The sequence below is a fragment of the Salmonella sp. SA15303 genome (assembly GCF_029962125.1).
GTDB classification, from domain to species: Bacteria; Pseudomonadota; Gammaproteobacteria; order Enterobacterales; family Enterobacteriaceae; genus Salmonella; species Salmonella enterica.
Genome location: NZ_CP123924.1, coordinates 3,137,621 through 3,157,244, shown reverse-complemented (window position 1 = coordinate 3,157,244; position 19,624 = coordinate 3,137,621). Strand labels below are relative to the sequence as shown.

At 57.0% G+C, this 19,624-nt stretch carries 19 protein-coding genes; 14 read left to right on the top strand and 5 right to left on the bottom strand.

Annotated elements, in window-relative coordinates; all coding sequences use genetic code 11:
• Nucleotides 1-21: 21 nt before the first annotated feature.
• Nucleotides 22-810, bottom strand: coding sequence for a molybdenum-dependent transcriptional regulator (gene modE / locus QEN31_RS15560; protein WP_001147418.1), 789 nt, complete (start codon nucleotides 808-810; stop codon nucleotides 22-24).
• Between the two features lie 128 nt (nucleotides 811-938).
• Between modE and QEN31_RS15555 the strand changes: the two genes are divergently transcribed.
• The 4 genes from QEN31_RS15555 (at nucleotide 939) to modC (ending at nucleotide 3,779) form a co-directional block, all read left to right on the top strand.
• On the top strand, nucleotides 939-1,088 hold the full coding sequence (locus QEN31_RS15555; RefSeq protein WP_000891513.1) for an AcrZ family multidrug efflux pump-associated protein: 150 nt from the start codon (nucleotides 939-941) through the stop codon (nucleotides 1,086-1,088).
• Between the two features lie 167 nt (nucleotides 1,089-1,255).
• Complete coding sequence (gene modA / locus QEN31_RS15550) at nucleotides 1,256-2,029, top strand: molybdate ABC transporter substrate-binding protein (protein ID WP_000951416.1); 774 nt, start codon at nucleotides 1,256-1,258, stop codon at nucleotides 2,027-2,029.
• Nucleotides 2,029-2,718, top strand: coding sequence for a molybdate ABC transporter permease subunit (gene modB, locus QEN31_RS15545; RefSeq protein WP_099949690.1), 690 nt, complete (start codon nucleotides 2,029-2,031; stop codon nucleotides 2,716-2,718). The genes modA and modB overlap by 1 nt, the downstream gene beginning before the upstream one ends.
• Before the next feature lie 2 nt (nucleotides 2,719-2,720).
• Nucleotides 2,721-3,779 carry a molybdenum ABC transporter ATP-binding protein ModC gene (gene modC, locus QEN31_RS15540; RefSeq protein ID WP_000891710.1) on the top strand — a complete coding sequence of 353 codons (1,059 nt, stop codon included), beginning with the start codon at nucleotides 2,721-2,723 and terminating at the stop codon, nucleotides 3,777-3,779.
• Here the strand turns inward: modC and QEN31_RS15535 are convergent, their stop codons facing one another.
• Complete coding sequence (locus tag QEN31_RS15535) at nucleotides 3,780-4,598, bottom strand: pyridoxal phosphatase (RefSeq protein WP_099949744.1); 819 nt, start codon at nucleotides 4,596-4,598, stop codon at nucleotides 3,780-3,782. It lies immediately after the preceding gene.
• Between the two features lie 163 nt (nucleotides 4,599-4,761).
• Here QEN31_RS15535 and pgl point away from each other — a divergent pair, with 163 nt between their 5' ends.
• Nucleotides 4,762-5,757, top strand: a complete 996-nt coding sequence (gene pgl / locus QEN31_RS15530; RefSeq protein WP_000815468.1) for a 6-phosphogluconolactonase — start codon at nucleotides 4,762-4,764, stop codon at nucleotides 5,755-5,757.
• 143 nt (nucleotides 5,758-5,900) lie between these two features.
• Here pgl and QEN31_RS15525 read toward each other — a convergent pair whose 3' ends face one another.
• Nucleotides 5,901-7,184 carry a putative acyl-CoA thioester hydrolase gene (locus tag QEN31_RS15525; RefSeq protein WP_001094776.1) on the bottom strand — a complete coding sequence of 428 codons (1,284 nt, stop codon included), beginning with the start codon at nucleotides 7,182-7,184 and terminating at the stop codon, nucleotides 5,901-5,903.
• A gap of 237 nt (nucleotides 7,185-7,421) precedes the next feature.
• Between QEN31_RS15525 and hutI the strand changes: the two genes are divergently transcribed.
• From hutI to hutH, 5 genes are all read left to right on the top strand, one after another.
• On the top strand, nucleotides 7,422-8,645 hold the full coding sequence (hutI, locus tag QEN31_RS15520) for an imidazolonepropionase (RefSeq protein ID WP_099949689.1): 1,224 nt from the start codon (nucleotides 7,422-7,424) through the stop codon (nucleotides 8,643-8,645).
• A complete protein-coding gene (gene hutG, locus QEN31_RS15515) occupies nucleotides 8,642-9,583 on the top strand; it encodes a formimidoylglutamase (RefSeq protein ID WP_064239886.1) in 942 nt (313 codons plus the stop codon). Before hutI ends, hutG begins: the two co-directional genes overlap by 4 nt.
• 44 nt (nucleotides 9,584-9,627) lie before the next feature.
• Nucleotides 9,628-10,353: a histidine utilization repressor gene (locus tag QEN31_RS15510; protein ID WP_000287407.1), complete on the top strand. Its 726-nt coding sequence runs from the start codon at nucleotides 9,628-9,630 to the stop codon at nucleotides 10,351-10,353.
• A gap of 196 nt (nucleotides 10,354-10,549) precedes the next feature.
• The gene (gene hutU / locus QEN31_RS15505; protein WP_001115209.1) at nucleotides 10,550-12,235 is read left to right on the top strand and encodes a urocanate hydratase; all 1,686 of its coding nucleotides are present in this window, start codon (nucleotides 10,550-10,552) and stop codon (nucleotides 12,233-12,235) included.
• 1 nt (nucleotide 12,236) lies between these two features.
• On the top strand, nucleotides 12,237-13,757 hold the full coding sequence (hutH, locus tag QEN31_RS15500; protein ID WP_064239888.1) for a histidine ammonia-lyase: 1,521 nt from the start codon (nucleotides 12,237-12,239) through the stop codon (nucleotides 13,755-13,757).
• 84 nt (nucleotides 13,758-13,841) lie between these two features.
• On the opposite strand, the gene QEN31_RS15495 is transcribed toward hutH, so the two are convergent.
• Both QEN31_RS15495 and bioA read right to left on the bottom strand, forming a co-directional pair.
• On the bottom strand, nucleotides 13,842-14,318 hold the full coding sequence (locus QEN31_RS15495; protein WP_000767419.1) for a kinase inhibitor: 477 nt from the start codon (nucleotides 14,316-14,318) through the stop codon (nucleotides 13,842-13,844).
• Nucleotides 14,319-14,375: 57 nt separating this feature from the next.
• Entirely contained in the window at nucleotides 14,376-15,665 is a 1,290-nt protein-coding gene (bioA, locus tag QEN31_RS15490) for an adenosylmethionine--8-amino-7-oxononanoate transaminase (RefSeq protein ID WP_000205518.1), read from the bottom strand.
• A gap of 86 nt (nucleotides 15,666-15,751) precedes the next feature.
• Here bioA and bioB point away from each other — a divergent pair, with 86 nt between their 5' ends.
• From bioB to bioD, 4 genes are read left to right on the top strand one after another with little or no spacing between them, the layout of a single operon-like run.
• Nucleotides 15,752-16,792 carry a biotin synthase BioB gene (gene bioB, locus QEN31_RS15485; RefSeq protein WP_000090729.1) on the top strand — a complete coding sequence of 347 codons (1,041 nt, stop codon included), beginning with the start codon at nucleotides 15,752-15,754 and terminating at the stop codon, nucleotides 16,790-16,792.
• Nucleotides 16,789-17,946 (top strand): 8-amino-7-oxononanoate synthase, encoded by a 1,158-nt coding sequence (gene bioF, locus QEN31_RS15480; RefSeq protein ID WP_000118953.1) that lies wholly within the window; start codon nucleotides 16,789-16,791, stop codon nucleotides 17,944-17,946. Before bioB ends, bioF begins: the two co-directional genes overlap by 4 nt.
• A complete protein-coding gene (gene bioC / locus QEN31_RS15475) occupies nucleotides 17,930-18,685 on the top strand; it encodes a malonyl-ACP O-methyltransferase BioC (RefSeq protein WP_000079909.1) in 756 nt (251 codons plus the stop codon). The genes bioF and bioC overlap by 17 nt, the downstream gene beginning before the upstream one ends.
• Nucleotides 18,678-19,364: a dethiobiotin synthase gene (gene bioD, locus QEN31_RS15470; protein WP_000167222.1), complete on the top strand. Its 687-nt coding sequence runs from the start codon at nucleotides 18,678-18,680 to the stop codon at nucleotides 19,362-19,364. Before bioC ends, bioD begins: the two co-directional genes overlap by 8 nt.
• The last annotated feature ends 260 nt before the right edge of the window (nucleotides 19,365-19,624 follow it).

Here is a 19,624-nt window from a genome sequence, read left to right as displayed (position 1 = left end):
CGGCAACGGATGTCAATGTGCTTAGCACAACGTTGCAATAATCACTCTGTCCGCATTAAACCAGGCAATCACGTCATCGCCTTCCTTTAACGTGGCGGCATCTGAAGTCGGTATCGTGGCGCACAGCGTCTGACCGTCCGGTAGCGCCATCAACACTTCACACTGTTCCGCGCCGCGCTCGATATGGCTGATCGTTCCCGACAACTGATTGTCAGCGGCGCGCGCAACGGCTGCATCCCGGGTAATGCCAACCCACGGCGCTTTTAGCAGGATCAGCACTTCTTTACCTTCCTCCAGGCCGAGACGCTCGCCGCTTTGTGCCGTCAGCGCGACTTTAAGCCGCGTTTTGCCGTCGGCCAGCAGCACATCGACATGCTGTTGCACCTGATCGCGATCGCGGGCGGTAATGGTGCCGAACCACTGATTTCGGGCGCTGGTTTGCAGTGAAAAGCGGGAAATAGCGGCCAGCAGACTGTCAAGCGGCAGGGCGTCATCGTCGCTTAACACATCGAACGCTTTTTGCTGAATTTGGCCCAGCAAATCGTAAAGCTGGATCAGACGCTGACCATAGCGGGTTAATACCGCGCCGCCGCCGCCTTTGCCGCCCGTTGCGCGCTCAACCAGCATATGTTCGCTAAGCTGGTTCATGTCGTTTATCGCATCCCAGGCGCTCTTATAGCTGATTCCCGCGTCTTTCGCGCCCTGACTAATCGAGCCGGAAAGCGCAATGTGTTTCAGCAGAGAGATACGTCGGGGATCGGCAAAAAGCTTTTGCTGAAGTTTCAGGGTAAGAAGGATTTCGGCCTGCATAACCAGCTCCTGGTAAAAAGACTATTGTGACTGAAAAGCGCGTCAGCGCAAAGCCGACCGCACAAAAGGGGAGTGCTTTTCTGTGTGATGCGGTTAAAATACAAAAAGGACTATATCTGGAGTTGCCCATGTTAGAGTTATTAAAAAGTCTGGTATTCGCCGTCATCATGGTACCGGTAGTGATGGCCATCATCCTCGGTCTGATTTACGGTCTGGGTGAGGTGTTCAACATTTTTTCCGGTATCGGTCAGAAAGACCAGTCCAGACAGAACCGCTGATTTCCCCAAACGCCCGCTCAGTCGGGCGTTTTTGTTTACTCAAGATCCTGCTTTTCCTGCCGATATTTTCTGTGTTTAATCGTTAATGGGTATGAATAACCGCTGGGAAACCCCTGAGATTATCGTTATATTGTCGTTTACATAACGAAACGCACAAGGAGTTACAGATGGCGCATTCCTGGTTACGCCTGGTCGCAGGGGCAACATTATCTTTCGTCATCGCCGGTCATGCGCTGGCGGATGAAGGCAAGATCACCGTATTTGCCGCCGCGTCGCTAACGAACGCGATGCAAGACATTGCGGCAGAATATAAAAAAGAGAAAAATGTGGATGTGGTCTCCTCATTCGCCTCCTCTTCAACGCTGGCGCGCCAGATAGAAGCGGGCGCGCCGGCGGATCTGTTCATCTCTGCTGACCAGAAATGGATGGATTACGCAGCCGATAAAAAAGCGGTGGATACCACGACGCGCGAAACATTGCTTGGCAATAGCCTGGTGGTGGTAGCGCCGAAAGCCAGCGAGCAGAAACCGTTTACCATCGACAACAAAACGGACTGGATTCGTCTGCTGAACGGCGGACGTCTGGCAGTGGGCGATCCGCAACACGTACCGGCGGGAATTTATGCCAAAGAAGCGCTGCAAAAGTTGGGCGCATGGCAAACGCTTGAACCGAAACTGGCGCCGGGCGAGGATGTGCGCGGCGCGTTGGCGCTGGTCGAACGTAACGAAGCGCCTTTGGGCATTGTATACGGTTCTGATGCGGTTGCCAGCAAGGGGGTCAACGTGGTGGCGACGTTCCCGGAAGATTCACATAAAAAAGTGGAATACCCCATCGCTATCGTGGAGGGGCATAAAAATGCGACCGTCAGCGCGTTCTATGATTACCTGAAAGGACCGCAGGCCTCGGCAATCTTTAAACGTTATGGATTTACGACGAAGTAATGATACTGACCGATCCAGAATGGCAGGCTGTCCTTCTTAGCCTGAAAGTGTCTTCCCTGGCCGTGCTGTTTAGCCTGCCGTTTGGGATCTTTTTTGCCTGGTTACTGGTACGATGCCGGTTTCCGGGCAAAGCCTTACTTGATAGCGTCCTGCATCTGCCGCTGGTGCTGCCGCCGGTGGTGGTCGGCTATCTGCTGCTGGTGTCGATGGGGCGACGCGGGTTTATTGGCCAGTGGCTGTATGACTGGTTCGGTTTCACGTTTGCCTTTAGCTGGCGCGGCGCCGTGCTGGCGGCGGCGGTGATGTCCTTCCCGCTGATGGTGCGGGCCATTCGGCTGGCGCTGGAGGGGGTGGATATCAAGCTTGAACAGGCCGCCAGAACGCTGGGCGCCGGGCGCTGGCGCGTTTTTCTGACTATCACCTTACCGCTTACCCTGCCGGGCATTATTGTCGGTACGGTGCTGGCGTTTGCCCGTTCGCTTGGCGAATTTGGCGCGACCATTACCTTTGTTTCTAATATTCCGGGCGAAACCCGCACCATACCTTCCGCCATGTATACTTTGATTCAGACGCCTGGCGGGGAGAGCGCGGCGGCGAGGCTGTGCGTGATTTCGATTGTATTAGCGCTGATTTCGCTGTTGATTTCTGAATGGCTGGCGCGGATTAGCCGTGAACGGACGGGGCGCTAACCATGCTGGAGCTTAATTTTTCCCAGACGCTGGGAACGCACTGTTTAACCCTCAACGAAACGCTGCCAGCCAGTGGGATCACGGCTATCTTTGGCGTCTCCGGCGCGGGAAAAACCTCGCTGATTAATGCCATCAGCGGTTTGACTCGCCCGCAAAAAGGACGCATCGCGCTGAATGGCCGGGTGTTGCATGACGCGGAAAACGGTATCTGTTTAACGCCGGAAAAGCGCCGCATCGGTTATGTTTTCCAGGATGCGCGCCTGTTCCCCCATTACAAAGTACGCGGCAATTTGCGCTACGGCATGGCGAAAAGCATGACCGGCCAGTTTGATAAGCTGGTGTCGCTGCTGGGAATTGAAGCGTTGCTTGATCGCCTGCCGGGGAGCCTGTCCGGCGGAGAAAAACAGCGCGTAGCGATAGGCCGGGCATTGCTCACCGCCCCGGAGTTGCTGCTGTTGGACGAACCGTTGGCCTCGCTGGATATCCCGCGAAAACGCGAATTACTGCCGTACCTGCAACGGCTGGCGCGGGAAATCAATATTCCCATGCTGTATGTCAGCCATTCTCTCGATGAAATTCTCCACCTGGCGGATAAAGTCATGGTGCTGGAGGATGGACAGGTTAAAGCGTTTGGCCCGCTGGAGGAGGTCTGGGGAAGCAGCGTTATGCACCCGTGGCTGCCGAAAGAGCAACAGAGCAGTATTCTGAAAGTTAGCGTGCTGGAGCATCACCCACATTATGCCATGACCGCTTTGGCGCTTGGCGACCAGCACCTGTGGGTAAATAAACTCAATCAGCCGCTGCAATCCACACTGCGTATTCGTATACAGGCGTCGGATGTCTCGCTGGTACTACAGCCGCCGCAGCAGACCAGTATCCGCAACGTATTGCGGGCAAAAGTGGCGAATTGCTATGACGATAACGGGCAGGTGGAAGTCCAGCTTGAGATAGGCGGCAGAACGCTGTGGGCGCGAATAAGCCCGTGGGCCAGGGATGAGCTGAATATCAAGCCTGGCCTGTGGCTTTACGCGCAGGTGAAAAGCGTTTCTATCACCGCCTGACTATAGCAGGTGGGTGTAAATAAATTTGGCGATGCTATCGGTAGTGTTATCGCCGATCACAACGTCAGCGCGCGCTTTCACCGCCTCATCGGCGTTGCCCATCGCAACGCCGGTGCCTGCCGCCTCCAGCATACTGATGTCGTTGTAGTTATCGCCGAAAGCGATCACATTTTTCATTGACCCTCCCTGCGCTTCTATCCACTGGGTAAGGCGCTTGCCTTTACTGTTGCCTTTGCGCGCGATATCCACCTGATCGTGCCATGACCATTCGCACTCCAGGCCAAGCGCCTGTTCAACATGCTGACCGAACCGCTGTAGTCTGGGAATATCTTCATCGGTAAGCGCAAACTTCCACACGGCATTCACGTCGCGCGCCGCCTGCGCTAACGAAGAGACCTGTGTAAAGGTCGGACGTTGTTCCGGCGGCAAGGTCTGCGCCCACCGGGAGGTACGCACGACGTGGCCGGTTGGGTGTTCGTAAAGCATAGCGTCATCAACATACATCAGGCCGTGAATCTGATGCTCATCCAGTAAATCAATCAACTGCAACGCCTTATCCACGGGCATAGGATCGGCATCCATGACAGTTTTAGCTTGATAATCATACAAATAGGTGCCGTTGCAGCAAATAGCAGGTGTTTCCAGCGCCAGCGCCTGATAAAAAGGATGAATAGCAACGTGATGGCGACCAGTGACAATGATAAGTTGAAAGCCCGCCTCTTTGGCGCGTGATAGCGCGTCAAGCGAGGAGGGGAGTAAGGTTTTATGCGGGGTTAATAACGTTCCGTCTAAATCGAGGGCAATCACGCGTGCAGTCATAATTTTTTCCAGATTAAGAGTAATAATTCCGTCTGTCGGCATGGTACACCGGGACGGTAAGCAGACAAAATTCTGCGTCTGAATTCAGCATTCGCCGTCAAAAGCGACTACGTTAAGCTGTGTCCTGTTATTGCAGCTACATGCCATATGCAAAGGAGTATTCATGAAACAAACAGTCTATACCGCCAGCCCTGAGAGTCAGCAAATTCACGTCTGGAGCCTGAACCACGAAGGGACGCTGACGCTGGTGCAGGTCGTGGATGTGCCCGGTCAGGTTCAGCCGATGGTGGTCAGTCCGGATAAACGCTACCTCTATGTCGGCGTGCGCCCGGAGTTTCGTGTCCTGGCGTATCGTATTGCGCCGGATGATGGCGCGCTGACGTTTGCCGCCGAATCCGCCCTGCCGGGTAGCCCGACCCATATTTCTACCGATCATCATGGTCGTTTTGTCTTTGTCGGATCGTATAACGCCGGTAATGTCAGCGTGACGCGCTTACAGGATGGTCTGCCGGTTGAGCTGGTGGATGTGGTGGAAGGGCTGGACGGCTGCCACTCGGCAAATATTACGCCTGATAACCGTACCCTGTGGGTGCCTGCGCTAAAACAGGATCGCATTTGTCTGTTTACGCTAAGCGATGACGGCCATCTGGTGGCCCAGGAGCCGGCGGAAGTAAATACAGTTGAAGGGGCAGGCCCGCGTCATATGGTCTTCCACCCGAATCGACAATATGCGTATTGCGTCAATGAACTGAACAGTTCGGTGGATGTCTGGCAGCTTAAAAATCCGCATGGCGAGATAGAGTGCGTGCAAACGCTGGATATGATGCCCGCCGATTTTTCCGATACCCGCTGGGCGGCGGATATTCATATTACGCCGGATGGACGGCATCTGTATGCCTGTGACCGCACCGCCAGTCTGATTACCGTCTTTAGTGTCTCCGAAGATGGCAGCGTACTGAGCGTTGAAGGCTTCCAGCCGACGGAAGCCCAACCGCGCGGCTTTAATATCGACAATAGCGGAAAATACCTGATTGCAGCGGGTCAAAAATCACATCATATCGCGGTCTATGAAATTACGGGCACTCAGGGGTTGCTGACGGAAAAAGGCCGTTATGCCGTCGGCCAGGGGCCAATGTGGGTTGTAGTGAACGCGTACTAAAGCGCTGTGTGCCGGAGGGCGGCGGGCTGGAGCTCATCAAGGCGGGATGCCTGATTAATTTCAATAAACATCGCTTGCAGTAAAACCACGGGCCGCCACATCTGCTGCGGCGGCCCGTTTATAAGCCTGAACCGGAACGGCGATTACTGCTTAGGTTCCGCCACCACTTTACTGCCTACACCGCGGTTGTTGTATTCCCACATGCGGTTGTAGTTCGTGTCGTTCAGATTACGCTGCACCTCGTCTTTGTCATCCACGGTTCCCGTATTTCCGGCAAACGGACGTTTCGAGATGACCGCGTCGGCCCACGGTTTGGCAACGTTGAAGCCCTCGTTAATCACGCTGTCGCGGATCACGACCTGACCGTTGGTGTTGGCGTCGACATCCAGCGAGCGGCCAAGCTGCGCAACGCCATCGCCGGAGGCGTTAAAGCGGCTGTTGATCGCCAAAAAGCCATAGTAAATATTGGACAGCGTCGCCGGGGCGAAGACGTAGGCTTCCTGCTGTGTGCGGGAGTTGACGACCTGGAAGTTGGTGTTATCGAACACCACGGCGCCTCGTCCGGAAACCATATCCACATCGCCTTCAATATAGCTGTTCGTCACCAGCGTACGTGGCTGGCGATCGGTTTGCAGACGGTTCTGCACGCCGCTGTTGGTCACAAAGAAGGTGTTCTGGCGGCCAAGGATATTGACCTTGTTAATCTGGACTTTGTCGCCATCGGTACGCAGCGCCACCGCCGGATGGTTTCCGGCATCGACGCTGTCGCCCAGCGTGTTCTCGATGGTCAGATTTTGTAGCTGCAGACCGTTATTCTGCGACCAGAACGCGGCAGAACACATCACACCGATCGTCGCGGCGTGTTTGCTTTGGCAGTTATCGAACATATACCAGGCGGGTTTACCAGGCATATATTTCCCGCCGGGATTCACCGCGCGGCGCCAGTCAGCGACGCTCATTTCACCATCAATCGCCATCCCAATTTTCACATCGATCGGTTTTTCACCGGTCCCGTACAGGGTCAGACTTCCCGGCGCGGCGGGAACATACACGGTCCCCTGATAGTCGCCCGGCATAATAGCAATGTACTGGCGTTTGTTCGTGCGTTTAACCATTGCCGCATCGACCGCGGCCTGAATCGAGGTGTGCGTAACGCCTGGCGTACCTGCCGGCCCCACCACAAAGTCAGGCTGTGCGGGCAGGGTAATCGGCGACGGCGACCACGGGGCGGTATTCGGCGTCAGGGAGGCAAAATAGCGCGCCGCAACGAAGTTTTTCGCTTCATTTGCCGACAGAATTGGGCGCGAGGCGGTGCCAGGCGCGGTTTGATCGGAAGGGATCTGATCGGGTGGCGTAGAGCTACAGGCGCTCAGCGTCACGCCAAAAGCCAGTGCCAGCGCCAGACGGGAAACCGATAATGTATTCACAGGTTGCTCCGGGCTTGAAAAAGTTAAATGACATCCATTGAAGCCTGCTTTTTTATACTAAGTTGAACGAAACGGGAAGGCGAAAAGGTAAAAAGTTCCTTTTCAGGCCGGAAACACCTGTAGCATCAGATAGTTTTATCACAATTAAGCAACAACTTTCGCGCTTTGAGTTGACAATCCGGAGCAGAAAGAAAATAAATGTCTATACAACTCATGACAGGCAAGAGAGCGACAGGAATGCGGCAACTTTTACCGGGCGATACTGTCTGGCGAAACATCAGGCTGGCGACAATGGACCCGCAGCGGCAAGCCCCGTACGGGCTGGTGGATAACCAGGCGCTGATTGTACGCGAAGGGCATATTTGCGATATCGTGCCAGAGACGCAGCTTCCTGTCAGTGGGGACAATATCCATGATATGCAGGGACGACTGGTAACCCCGGGACTTATCGATTGCCACACGCATCTGGTGTTTGCCGGTAACCGCGCCGCAGAGTGGGAGCAGCGGCTTAACGGCGCGTCATACCAGCATATTAGCGCTCAGGGCGGCGGCATTAACGCGACGGTATCAGCAACCCGCGCCTGTGCGGAGGAGACGCTCTACCTGCTGGCGCGCGAACGCATGATGCGCCTTGCCAGCGAAGGCGTTACGCTGCTGGAGATTAAATCCGGCTATGGCCTGGAGCTGGCGACAGAAGAAAAGCTGTTGCGCGTTGCTGCAAAACTTGCCGCCGAAAACGCTATCGACATTAGCCCCACGCTATTGGCCGCTCATGCTACGCCAGCGGAGTATCGTGACGACCCGGACGGCTACACCACTCTGGTCTGCGAGACGATGATTCCGCAGCTCTGGCAAAAAGGGTTATTTGATGCGGTAGACCTCTTTTGCGAGAGCGTCGGCTTTAATGTGGCCCAGAGTGAGCGCGTGTTGCAGACGGCGAAGGCGTTAGGTATTCCCGTTAAAGGCCATGTTGAGCAGCTTTCGCTGTTGGGCGGCGCGCAGCTGGTGAGTCGTTATCAGGGTTTATCGGCGGATCATATCGAATATCTTGATGAAGCGGGCGTCGCGGCGATGCGTGACGGCGGTACTGTCGGCGTGTTGTTGCCCGGCGCGTTTTATTTTCTGCGCGAGACGCAGCGCCCGCCGGTTGAACTGCTGCGCCGCTATCAGGTGCCTGTCGCCGTCGCCAGCGATTTCAATCCCGGCACCAGCCCGTTTTGCAGTTTGCATCTGGCGATGAATATGGCCTGCGTACAGTTTGGTCTGACGCCGGAAGAGGCATGGGCGGGCGTTACGCGCCATGCCGCACGCGCGCTGGGAAGACAGGCGACGCATGGGCAGCTCAGGGCCGGCTACCGGGCAGATTTTGTGGTGTGGGATGCTGAACAGCCGGTAGAGATTGTGTATGAGCCGGGGCGTAACCCTTTATATCAGCGGGTATACAGAGGACAAATCTCATGACGCAATGGTATCCGGCTTCTCCGGCGCTCTGGCAGGGGCGCGATGACAGTATAGAAGCGCCGGATGCGCGGCGTCTGTTTCAGACCGTCACGCGCAGCGAGACCTTTTTCCCCGAAAACTGGCAGCAAAAGATCGCGTTAATGGGATTTGCCTGCGACGAGGGGGTAAAACGCAATTCAGGCCGTCCCGGCGCGGCAGGCGCCCCGGATGCGTTGCGTAAAGCGCTGGCGAATATGGCCAGCCACCAGGGACATGAACGGCTGGTGGATTTAGGCAATTGGGTTGCGCCGACGCCCGATCTGGAAGGCGCGCAGCAGGCCTTGCGCGATGCGGTAAGCCGCTGTCTGCGGGCCGGGATGCGCACGCTGGTACTGGGCGGCGGGCATGAAACCGCGTTTGGACACGGCGCGGGGGTGCTGGACGCGTTTGCGCAGGAAAGCGTAGGGATCATTAATCTTGATGCGCATCTGGATCTCCGTCAGACCGACCGGGCAACATCCGGGACGCCGTTTCGTCAACTGGCGCAGCTATGCGACGCGCAGAGCCGCGCGTTTCATTATGCCTGTTTCGGCGTGAGCCGTGCGGCGAATACGCAGGCATTGTGGCGGGAAGCGCAGTGGCGGAATGTTACCGTGGTGGAGGATCTGGACTGCCATGACGCGCTGGCACAGATGACGCAGTTTATCAACAAGGTGGATAAAATTTATCTGACTATCGATCTCGACGTATTGCCTGTCTGGGAAATGCCGGCCGTCTCCGCTCCCGCAGCGCTGGGCGTGCCGCTGATACAGGTTCTGCGTTTAATTGAGCCGGTTTGCCGCAGCGGAAAATTACAGGCGGCGGATCTGGTTGAATTTAATCCACGCTTTGATGAAGATGGCGCAGCGGCGCGCGTGGCGGCGCGGCTTGGCTGGCAAATCGCGCACTGGTGGCGTTAATCTGTCATCCAGAAAACACTCTCCGCATAAGGAAGGCTTCACGCATGTATTCATCCCGCTCCCGTTCTGCGCCTGCGCCTTTTTACGAAACGGTGAAACAGGACATCTGTAAAAAAATAGCCGACGGCGTCTGGCAGCCGCACGATCGCATTCCGTCGGAAGCAGAACTGGTCGCCCAGTATGGCTTTAGCCGAATGACCATCAACCGGGCGCTGCGTGAGTTGACGGATGAAGGGTGGCTGGTGCGTTTACAGGGCGTGGGGACGTTTGTCGCCGAACCGAAAGGCCAGTCCGCGCTGTTTGAAGTCCGCAGTATCGCCGAGGAGATTGCCGCCCGCCGTCATCAGCATCGTTGTGAGGTGCTCACGCTGGAGCGCGTGCGGGCAAACGCCATCCAGGCCAGCGCTCTCAACGTCAATGAGAGCGATGTCATTTTCCATTCCATCATGGTGCATTATGAAAACGATCTGCCGGTACAAATTGAAGATCGCTGCGTGAATGCGGATATTGCCGTGGATTACCTGACGCAGGATTACCGTCAGACCACGCCGCACGCTTATTTGTCGCGGATCGCGCCGCTAACGGAAGGGGAACATATTGTGGAGGCGGTGCGCGCCACGGCGCAAGAGTGCGCGTGGTTAACTATCAAAGAGCATGAGCCCTGTCTGCTCATTCGGCGTACGACCTGGTCCGCGTCGCGGATTGTTTCTCACGCCCGCTTACTTTTCCCCGGGTCGCGCTACCGGCTACAGGGACGATTTATCTCCTGAGCGGGCCGCTGCCGGAAAACGTGATTGCTGACACAATATAACAAAATTGTATCATTTTTGTTAATTCTATTCTTGTGCTTACTTGTATAGACAAGTATATGTCTGATTCTTATCTGTGGGTCTGCGGCGGTGCCTGATAGTAGCGTTTTTGCGTTATTTGGCGATGGCAGACCGATAATAATGAGGAGTCATTGCTATGCCTGAAAGCAAGTATCGTCAGCAGACTATCCGCGCGCCCAGAGGCACGGTATTAACGGCGAAAAGCTGGCTGACAGAAGCCCCGCTGCGGATGTTAATGAATAATCTCGATCCTGACGTGGCGGAAAATCCGCATGAGCTGGTGGTCTACGGCGGGATTGGTCGCGCCGCGCGCAACTGGGAATGCTATGACGCTATTGTTGATGCGCTCACCCGGCTGGAGGCGGACGAAACGTTGCTTATTCAGTCTGGCAAACCGGTCGGCGTATTTAAAACGCACGACAACGCGCCGCGGGTATTAATCGCCAACTCCAACCTGGTTCCCCACTGGGCGACATGGGAACATTTTAACGAACTGGATGCGAAAGGGCTGGCGATGTACGGTCAGATGACGGCCGGAAGCTGGATCTATATCGGCAGCCAGGGAATCGTGCAGGGAACATACGAAACCTTTGTCGAGGCGGGGCGTCAGCACTATAACGGCACGCTGGCGGGACGCTGGGTGCTGACTGCCGGGCTGGGCGGCATGGGCGGCGCGCAACCGCTAGCCGCGACGCTGGCCGGAGCGTGTTCGCTGACGATTGAATGCCAGCAAAGCCGTATCGATTTTCGTCTGCGTACTCGTTACGTGGATGAGCAGGCCGCCACGCTGGATGACGCGCTGGCCCGCATTACGCGCTACACCCGCGAGGGGAAAGCCGTGTCCGTCGCCCTGTGCGCGAACGCGGCGGATATCCTGCCGGAACTGGTTAATCGCGGCGTGCGCCCGGACCTGGTGACCGATCAGACCAGCGCCCACGATCCGCTACATGGCTATTTACCCTCCGGCTGGCGCTGGGAGGAGTATCAGAAAAACGCGCAATCCGATCCCCACGGGACGATGCAGGCAGCGAAACGTTCCATGGCGGCGCATGTTCGGGCGATGCTGGCGTTCAGTAAAATGGGCGTGCCGACCTTTGACTATGGCAACAATATTCGTCAGATGGCGAAAGAGATGGGGGTGGAAAACGCCTTTGATTTTCCGGGATTTGTGCCAGCCTATATTCGTCCGCTGTTCTGTCGTGGCATCGGGCCGTTTCGCTGGGTGGCGCTGTCCGGCGATCCGCAGGATATCTATAAAACCGATGCCAAAGTCAAAGAGATAGTGGCTGAGGATAAACATCTGCATCACTGGCTGGATATGGCGCGTGAGCGCATTCATTTTCAGGGGCTACCGGCGCGTATCTGCTGGGTAGGCCTGGAGTGGCGGCAAAAACTGGGGCTGGCGTTCAACGAAATGGTGCGTTGCGGCGAGGTATCCGCGCCCATTGTGATTGGCCGCGATCACCTGGATTCCGGTTCTGTCGCCAGCCCTAACCGTGAAACCGAAGCGATGCGCGACGGTTCCGACGCGGTTTCCGACTGGCCGCTGTTAAATGCGTTGCTGAATACCGCCAGCGGGGCGACATGGGTATCGCTCCATCATGGCGGCGGGGTGGGGATGGGTTTTTCGCAACACGCCGGTATGGTGATTGTCTGTGATGGCACTGACGAGGCCGCCGCGCGTATTCGCCGCGTGTTACACAACGATCCGGCGACGGGCGTCATGCGCCATGCCGATGCCGGATATGATCTCGCGGTGGAATGCGCTGTTGAGCAAGGTCTGAATTTACCGATGGTTGCGGCGACGCAGGGGAAAGGCTGATATGAACACCATGACACTCACTCCGGGGCAGTTAAGTCTCTCTCAACTGTACGATATCTGGCGTCATCCGGTACAGCTTCGGCTGGACGCCAGCGCCATTGACGGCATTAACGCCAGCGTCGCGTGCGTCAATGATATCGTTGCCGAAGGGCGTACCGCCTACGGCATCAACACCGGTTTCGGCCTGCTGGCGCAGACGCGCATCGCTGATGAAGACTTGCAAAATCTACAGCGATCGTTGGTGCTGTCTCACGCCGCGGGCGTAGGCGACCCACTGGATGACGCGATGGTGCGTCTGATCATGGTATTGAAAATCAATAGCCTGGCGCGCGGGTTTTCCGGGATTCGGTTGAGCGTGATAGAAGCGCTCATCGCTCTGGTGAATGCCGGCGTGTATCCGCTGATTCCGGCAAAAGGCTCGGTTGGCGCGTCGGGCGACTTAGCGCCGCTGGCGCATCTGTCGCTGACGCTGCTTGGCGAAGGAAAAGCGCGCTGGCAGGGCGAATGGCTTCCGGCGCAGACGGCGCTAAAAAAGGCCGGACTGGAGCCTGTCGCGTTGGCGGCCAAAGAGGGGCTGGCGCTGCTTAACGGCACCCAGGCGTCAACGGCCTTCGTGCTGCGCGGTTTGTTTGAGGCACAGGAGTTATTTGCCTCCGCCGTTGTCTGCGGCGCGCTGACCACCGAAGCCGTACTGGGATCGCGCCGTCCTTTTGATGCGCGCATTCATGCCGCGCGCGGACAACAGGGGCAAATTGACGTCGCGCGGTTGTTCCGGCATCTGCTGACCGATACCAGTGCTATTGCTGAATCACATCACCACTGTCATAAAGTTCAGGACCCGTATTCCCTTCGCTGCCAGCCGCAGGTAATGGGCGCTTGTCTGACCCAGTTACGTCAGACGAAAGAGGTACTGCTGGCTGAGGCCAACGCGGTGTCCGATAATCCGCTGGTCTTTGCCGATGCGGGGGAGGTGATCTCCGGCGGTAACTTCCATGCTGAACCGGTTGCCATGGCGGCGGATAATCTGGCGCTGGCGATAGCGGAAATCGGCGCGCTATCGGAGCGGCGCATCGCGCTGATGATGGATAAACATATGTCGCAGTTACCGCCGTTCCTGGTGAAAAATGGCGGCGTTAATTCCGGTTTTATGATTGCCCAGGTCACCGCCGCGGCGCTCGCCAGCGAGAATAAAGCGCTGGCGCACCCGCACAGCGTGGATAGCCTGCCGACCTCGGCGAATCAGGAAGATCATGTCTCAATGGCCCCGGCGGCAGGACGGCGACTCTGGGAAATGGCGGCGAATACCCGCGGCATCATTGCCGTGGAGTGGCTGGCTGCCTGTCAGGGGATAGATTTACGGGAAGGGTTAACCTCCAGCCCGTTACTGGAACAGGCGCGGCAGACACTGCGCGAGCAGGTGGCGCACTATACGCAGGATCGTTTTTTCGCGCCCGATATTGAGTGTGCGACGGCGCTGCTGGCGCAAGGCGCGTTACAGCGTCTGGTGCCGGACTTTATGTGAATGCTGCCGGATGGAGCGGCGCTTATTCGGCTTACCCAACCCGTTGGCAGGGTAAGACGTTTACGCCGCCATCCGGCACAGCGTTTAACTGAACATCGCCGTGATCGAGGCGCTGGCGAGCGAATGGAAATGCACGTTAAAGCCGACCATCGCGCCGCTGGCGTCTTCATCAACGTCAAGACGCTCGACGTCCAGCGCGTGAACCGTAAAGATATAGCGGTGCGTTTCCCCTTTAGGCGGCGCCGCGCCGCCGTAGCCCGCTTTACCGAAATCGGTACGCGTCTGAATGACGCCGTCTGGTACGGCCACCAGGCCTGAGCCGAACCCCTGGGTCAGTACGCGCGTATCCGCCGGGAGGTTCACCACCACCCAGTGCCACCAGCCGGAGCCGGTCGGCGCGTCGGGATCGTAACAGGTCACGACAAAACTTTTGGTGCCCATCGGCACGTTGTCCCAGGCCAGATGCGGCGAAATATTATCGCCATCATAGCCCATACCGTTAAAAACGTGGCGATGAGGAAGTTTATCTCCATCGCGCAAATCGTTGCTGATAAGTTTCATGCGCTCTCCTTTTGACTCACCAGAAGTGTAGCCAGAAGCAGCATCGCTTACCGCTGATTAATGGCTAAAAAATGTTTCATTGTGTACCGCGTCATTGACCGCCTGGGTCAAACGGCGCAGTTGATCCGGACGAATAATGTAGGGCGGCATCAGGTAGATTAGCTTGCCGAACGGCCTGATCCAGACGCCTTGCCCGACGAAGAAGCGTTGAAGCGCCGCCATATTGACCGGATGCGTGGTTTCAACCACCCCAATCGCGCCCAATACCCGCACATCCGCCACCCAGGGCGAACTTTGCGCGGGGGCTAACTCAGCGCGTAACTGAGACTCGATAGACGCCACCTGCTGACGCCATTCGCCGCTTTCCAGCAGCGTCAGGTTGGCGCAGGCGACGGCGCAGGCCAGCGGATTCCCCATAAACGTCGGGCCATGCATAAAACACCCCGCCTCGCCGTTGCTAATAGTCTCTGCAACCTGGCGTGTCGTGAGCGTTGCCGAGAGGGTCATGGTGCCGCCGGTTAAGGCTTTGCCGAGACACAGAATATCCGGCGCGATCCCGGCGTGCTCGCAGGCGAACAGTTTGCCGGTACGGCCAAACCCGGTGGCTATTTCATCGGCAATCAGCAGAATGCCTTCGCGATCGCACATGTTACGAATACGCCTGAGCCATTGTGGATGATATATGCGCATCCCGCCCGCGCCCTGAACGATAGGTTCCAGAATCACGGCGGCTATTTCATGGCGATGCGCGGCCATCAGGCGGGCAAATGGCGCGATGTCGCTTTCATCCCATTCGCCATCCATCCGGCTTTGCGGCGCCGGCGCGAACAGATTTTCCGGCAGATAGCCTTTCCACAAGCTGTGCATGGAGTTATCCGGATCGCACACCGACATCGCGCCGAACGTGTCGCCATGATAACCGTGGCGAAACGTCAGAAAACGCTGACGCGATTCGCCGCGCGCCTGCCAGTATTGCAGCGCCATCTTCATGGCCACTTCCACCGACACCGACCCGGAGTCGGCCAGAAAGACACACTCCAGCGGCTCAGGCGTTATCGCGACCAGCTTACGGCACAGATTCACCGCAGGTTGATGGGTTATGCCGCCGAACATGACATGCGACATGGCGTCAATTTGCGCTTTCATCGCCGCGTTCAATTGCGGGTGGTTATAACCATGAATGGCCGCCCACCAGGAGGACATCCCCTCAATCAGGCGTTTGCCCGAGGCGAGAACCAGCTCGCAGCCTTCGGCCCGCTCAACGGGATATACCGGCAGCGGCGAGGTCATGGAAGTGTAAGGATGCCAAATATGGCGTTTATCGAAGGCCAGATCGTCCGTTGTCATAATCGACTTGTAAACCAAATTAAAAAGATTTAGGTTTACGAGTCTACACCATATCAAAAACAAACAACATATTTTGGAGAAGCCCGATGGCTCGCCACCCACGCTGGACACTGTCGCAAGTAACCGAATTATTTGAAAAACCACTGCTGGAATTGCTGTTTGAAGCGCAGCAAATTCATCGCCAGCATTTCGATCCGCAGCAGGTACAGGTTAGTACGCTGTTGTCGATCAAAACCGGCGCCTGCCCGGAGGATTGTAAATACTGCCCGCAGAGCTCGCGCTATAAAACCGGGCTGGAAGCCGAGCGTTTAATGGAAGTAGAGCAGGTACTGGACTCCGCCCGTAAAGCGAAAAACGCTGGTTCGACCCGCTTCTGTATGGGGGCGGCCTGGAGGAATCCGCATGAACGCGATATGCCTTATCTGGAGAAGATTGTACAGGGCGTCAAAGCGATGGGGCTGGAAACCTGTATGACGCTCGGCATGTTGAACGAGAGCCAGGCGCAGCGTCTGGCTAACGCCGGGCTGGATTACTACAACCACAACCTCGATACCTCGCCGGAGTTTTACGGCAATATCATCACTACCCGTACCTATCAGGAGCGCCTCGACACGCTGGAAAAAGTCCGTGAAGCAGGGATTAAAGTGTGCTCCGGCGGCATTGTGGGTCTGGGCGAAACGGTTACCGATCGCGCCGGACTGTTGTTGCAGTTGGCGAACCTGCCGACACCGCCGGAAAGCGTGCCAATCAACATGCTGGTGAAGGTAAAAGGCACGCCGCTTGCGGATAACGATGACGTGGATGCGTTTGATTTTATTCGTACTATCGCCGTGGCGCGCATCATGATGCCGACCTCATACGTGCGTCTTTCCGCAGGGCGTGAACAGATGAACGAGCAGACCCAGGCGATGTGCTTTATGGCCGGGGCGAACTCGATTTTCTATGGCTGCAAATTGTTAACTACGCCAAATCCGGCAGAGGACAAGGATCTGCAGTTATTCCGTAAGCTGGGGCTGAATCCGCAGCAGACCAGGGTGCTGGCGGGCGATAACGAGCAGCAGCAACGTCTGGAGCAGACGCTGATGACGCCTGACACCGATGATTATTACAACGCGGCAGCCTTATGAGTTGGCAACAACGCGTCGACGATGCGCTGACGGCGCGTCGGGTGACGGATACGTTGCGCCGCCGCTATGTGGTATCGCAGGGTGCCGGACGCTGGCTGGTAGCGAACGGGCGACAGTATCTTAACTTTTCCAGCAATGATTACCTCGGCTTAAGTCAACATCCGCAGATTATTCGCGCCTGGCAACAGGCAGCGACGCGTTTTGGCGTCGGCAGCGGCGGGTCGGGTCATATCAGCGGTTATTCCGTGGCGCACCAGGCGTTAGAGGAGGAACTGGCGCAATGGTTAGGATATCCACGCGCGCTGCTGTTTATCTCTGGCTTTGCGGCGAATCAGGCGGTCATTACCGCCTTAATGAAAAAAAATGACCGGATTGTGGCCGACAGGTTGAGTCATGCTTCCCTGCTGGAGGCCGCTAATCTGAGTCCGGCGCAGCTTCGCCGCTTTATCCATAACGATACGCAGCATCTGTCGCGTTTACTGCAATCGCCCTGCGTGGGTCAGCAACTGGTGGTGACAGAAGGTGTATACAGCATGGACGGCGACAGCGCGCCGCTGGCGGAAATCCAGCACATTGCCCGCAGGCATCATGCCTGGCTGTTGGTTGATGATGCGCACGGCATCGGCGTGACTGGCGATGAGGGGCGGGGCACCTGCTGGCTGCGGGGGGTGAAGCCTGAGTTGCTGGTGGTGACTTTCGGTAAGGGGTTTGGCGTCAGCGGCGCAGCGGTGCTCTGCTCGGAAAGCGTCGCGGATTATCTGCTGCAATTTGCCCGTCATCTGGTTTACAGCACCAGTATGCCGCCCGCCCAGGCGCAGGCGTTAAGCGCCTCGCTGGCGGTGATCCGTAGCGATGAAGGTGGTGAACGGCGCGAAAAACTCGCCGCTCTGGTTCAGCGCTTTCGGGCCGGCGTTAACGCGTCCCGATTTACGCTACTGAATGCCCATAGCGCCATCCAGCCGTTAATCGTGGGCGATAACAGCCGTGCATTGCGCCTGGCGGAGGCGCTGCGTCAACAAGGATGCTGGGCGACGGCGATTCGCCCGCCGACGGTGCCTGTCGGCACGGCGCGCCTGCGCTTAACGTTAACGCAGGCGCATGAAGCGTGTGATATCGACCGTCTGCTGGAGGTGCTGCATGGCGCAGGTGAATAAGCAGGCTATTGCGGCGGCGTTTGGCCGGGCCGCATCGCAATATGAACAGCACGCCTCTTTGCAGCAACACAGCGCGGATGCGCTGCTGACGCTGTTGACAGGCCGCCAGTTTGCCAGTGTGTTGGACGCAGGCTGCGGCCCCGGACGTATGAGTCGTTACTGGCGAGAGCGGGGGAGCGAAGTGACCGCCCTGGATCTTTCTCTGCCGATGCTGCAACAGGCTCGCGATCGTCAGGCGGCGCATCACTATTTGCTGGCGGATATCGAAGCGATTCCCCATGACGCCGAAGTTTTTGACCTGGCCTGGAGCAACCTGGCGGTCCAGTGGTGTGGCGATTTACGCGATGCGTTGAGCGAGTTGTATCGGGTTGTACGGCCCGGCGGCGTGGTGGCGTTTACCACCTTGTGCCAGGGGTCGTTGCCGGAGCTGCGTCAGGCATGGCAGGCCGTCGATAATCGCGCTCACGCGAATAGCTTTTTGCCGGAAGAGGCCATTGACCACGCGCTGCGCGGCTGGCGGGCGTTTCGTCATACTCAGGCGATGACATTGTGGTTTGAGGATGCCCTGAGCGCAATGCGCTCGCTTAAAGGCATTGGCGCCACCCATCTTCATGAAGGGCGGGAGTCGGATGTATTAACCCGCGCCCGGCTTAGACAGATTCAACTGGCATGGCCGCAGCGGCAGGGGAAATATCCGCTGACGTACCATCTTTTTATGGGAGTGATTGAACGTGACTAAACGCTATTTTGTGACCGGTACTGATACTGAAGTCGGTAAAACGGTCGCCAGTTGCGCCTTATTGCAGGCCGCAACGCAGTTAGGTTATCAAACCGTAGGCTATAAGCCCGTCGCTTCCGGCAGCGAAATGACAACCGACGGGCTACGCAATAGCGATGCCCTGGCCTTGCAGCGTAACAGCAGCCTGCCGCAACCTTATTCCGCTATCAATCCTTATACTTTTGCCGAGCCTACCTCTCCCCACATCGTTAGCGCCGACGAAGGCCGGGCGATAGACGCGGCGGTGTTATCACGCGGATTGCGAACGCTGGAGGCGCAGGCAGACTGGGTGTTGACAGAAGGGGCGGGCGGCTGGTTTACACCGCTCTCTGCCACGCTGACGTTTGCCGACTGGGTACAGACGGAGCAGCTGCCGGTGATTCTGGTTGTTGGCGTCAAGCTGGGCTGTATTAATCACGCCATGCTGACGGCGCTGGCGGTAGAACAGGCCGGATTACCGCTTGTCGGATGGATAGCCAACGACATACAGCCGCCAGGCGCGCGTCATGGTGAATATCTCGCGACGCTTCGCCGCGTCATACCGGCCCCGCTATTAGGGGAAATCCCGTGGCTGGGCGTTTCTCCATCGCAGGCGGCGACAGGACAGTATCTGGACCTTAGCCCCCTGGAACGCGCCTGACTGCGCTTAAAAACTGCCTTCTTGCAGGATCAGACGATCCTGCTGTTTTTTCGCCAGACCTTCCTGACGTCGCCATGCTAAAAATGTGCAAAATGTGAGCGTCTACGCCTCAATTTTTCCCTTCTCGTTAGCCAATAATCTGCCAAAAATAGCGATAATTTTTTTTTATCGCCCGGCGAAAACGTCAGGAGCTGATTTTGCCAGGCGGCAGGGGATACGGGCTGGAAGCAGTTATCCACTATTCCTGTGGATAACCTTGT

What these genes read in the sequence shown, in the direction of transcription:
- modE (WP_001147418.1), bottom strand. Translation starts at nt 810, where the DNA reads ATGCAGGCCGAAATCCTTCTTACCCTGAAACTTCAGCAAAAGCTTTTT.
- QEN31_RS15555 (WP_000891513.1), top strand. Translation starts at nt 939, where the DNA reads ATGTTAGAGTTATTAAAAAGTCTGGTATTCGCCGTCATCATGGTACCG.
- modA (WP_000951416.1), top strand. Translation starts at nt 1,256, where the DNA reads ATGGCGCATTCCTGGTTACGCCTGGTCGCAGGGGCAACATTATCTTTC.
- modB (WP_099949690.1), top strand. Translation starts at nt 2,029, where the DNA reads ATGATACTGACCGATCCAGAATGGCAGGCTGTCCTTCTTAGCCTGAAA.
- modC (WP_000891710.1), top strand. Translation starts at nt 2,721, where the DNA reads ATGCTGGAGCTTAATTTTTCCCAGACGCTGGGAACGCACTGTTTAACC.
- QEN31_RS15535 (WP_099949744.1), bottom strand. Translation starts at nt 4,598, where the DNA reads ATGACTGCACGCGTGATTGCCCTCGATTTAGACGGAACGTTATTAACC.
- pgl (WP_000815468.1), top strand. Translation starts at nt 4,762, where the DNA reads ATGAAACAAACAGTCTATACCGCCAGCCCTGAGAGTCAGCAAATTCAC.
- hutI (WP_099949689.1), top strand. Translation starts at nt 7,422, where the DNA reads ATGCGGCAACTTTTACCGGGCGATACTGTCTGGCGAAACATCAGGCTG.
- hutG (WP_064239886.1), top strand. Translation starts at nt 8,642, where the DNA reads ATGACGCAATGGTATCCGGCTTCTCCGGCGCTCTGGCAGGGGCGCGAT.
- QEN31_RS15510 (WP_000287407.1), top strand. Translation starts at nt 9,628, where the DNA reads ATGTATTCATCCCGCTCCCGTTCTGCGCCTGCGCCTTTTTACGAAACG.
- hutU (WP_001115209.1), top strand. Translation starts at nt 10,550, where the DNA reads ATGCCTGAAAGCAAGTATCGTCAGCAGACTATCCGCGCGCCCAGAGGC.
- hutH (WP_064239888.1), top strand. Translation starts at nt 12,237, where the DNA reads ATGAACACCATGACACTCACTCCGGGGCAGTTAAGTCTCTCTCAACTG.
- QEN31_RS15495 (WP_000767419.1), bottom strand. Translation starts at nt 14,318, where the DNA reads ATGAAACTTATCAGCAACGATTTGCGCGATGGAGATAAACTTCCTCAT.
- bioA (WP_000205518.1), bottom strand. Translation starts at nt 15,665, where the DNA reads ATGACAACGGACGATCTGGCCTTCGATAAACGCCATATTTGGCATCCT.
- bioB (WP_000090729.1), top strand. Translation starts at nt 15,752, where the DNA reads ATGGCTCGCCACCCACGCTGGACACTGTCGCAAGTAACCGAATTATTT.
- bioF (WP_000118953.1), top strand. Translation starts at nt 16,789, where the DNA reads ATGAGTTGGCAACAACGCGTCGACGATGCGCTGACGGCGCGTCGGGTG.
- bioC (WP_000079909.1), top strand. Translation starts at nt 17,930, where the DNA reads ATGGCGCAGGTGAATAAGCAGGCTATTGCGGCGGCGTTTGGCCGGGCC.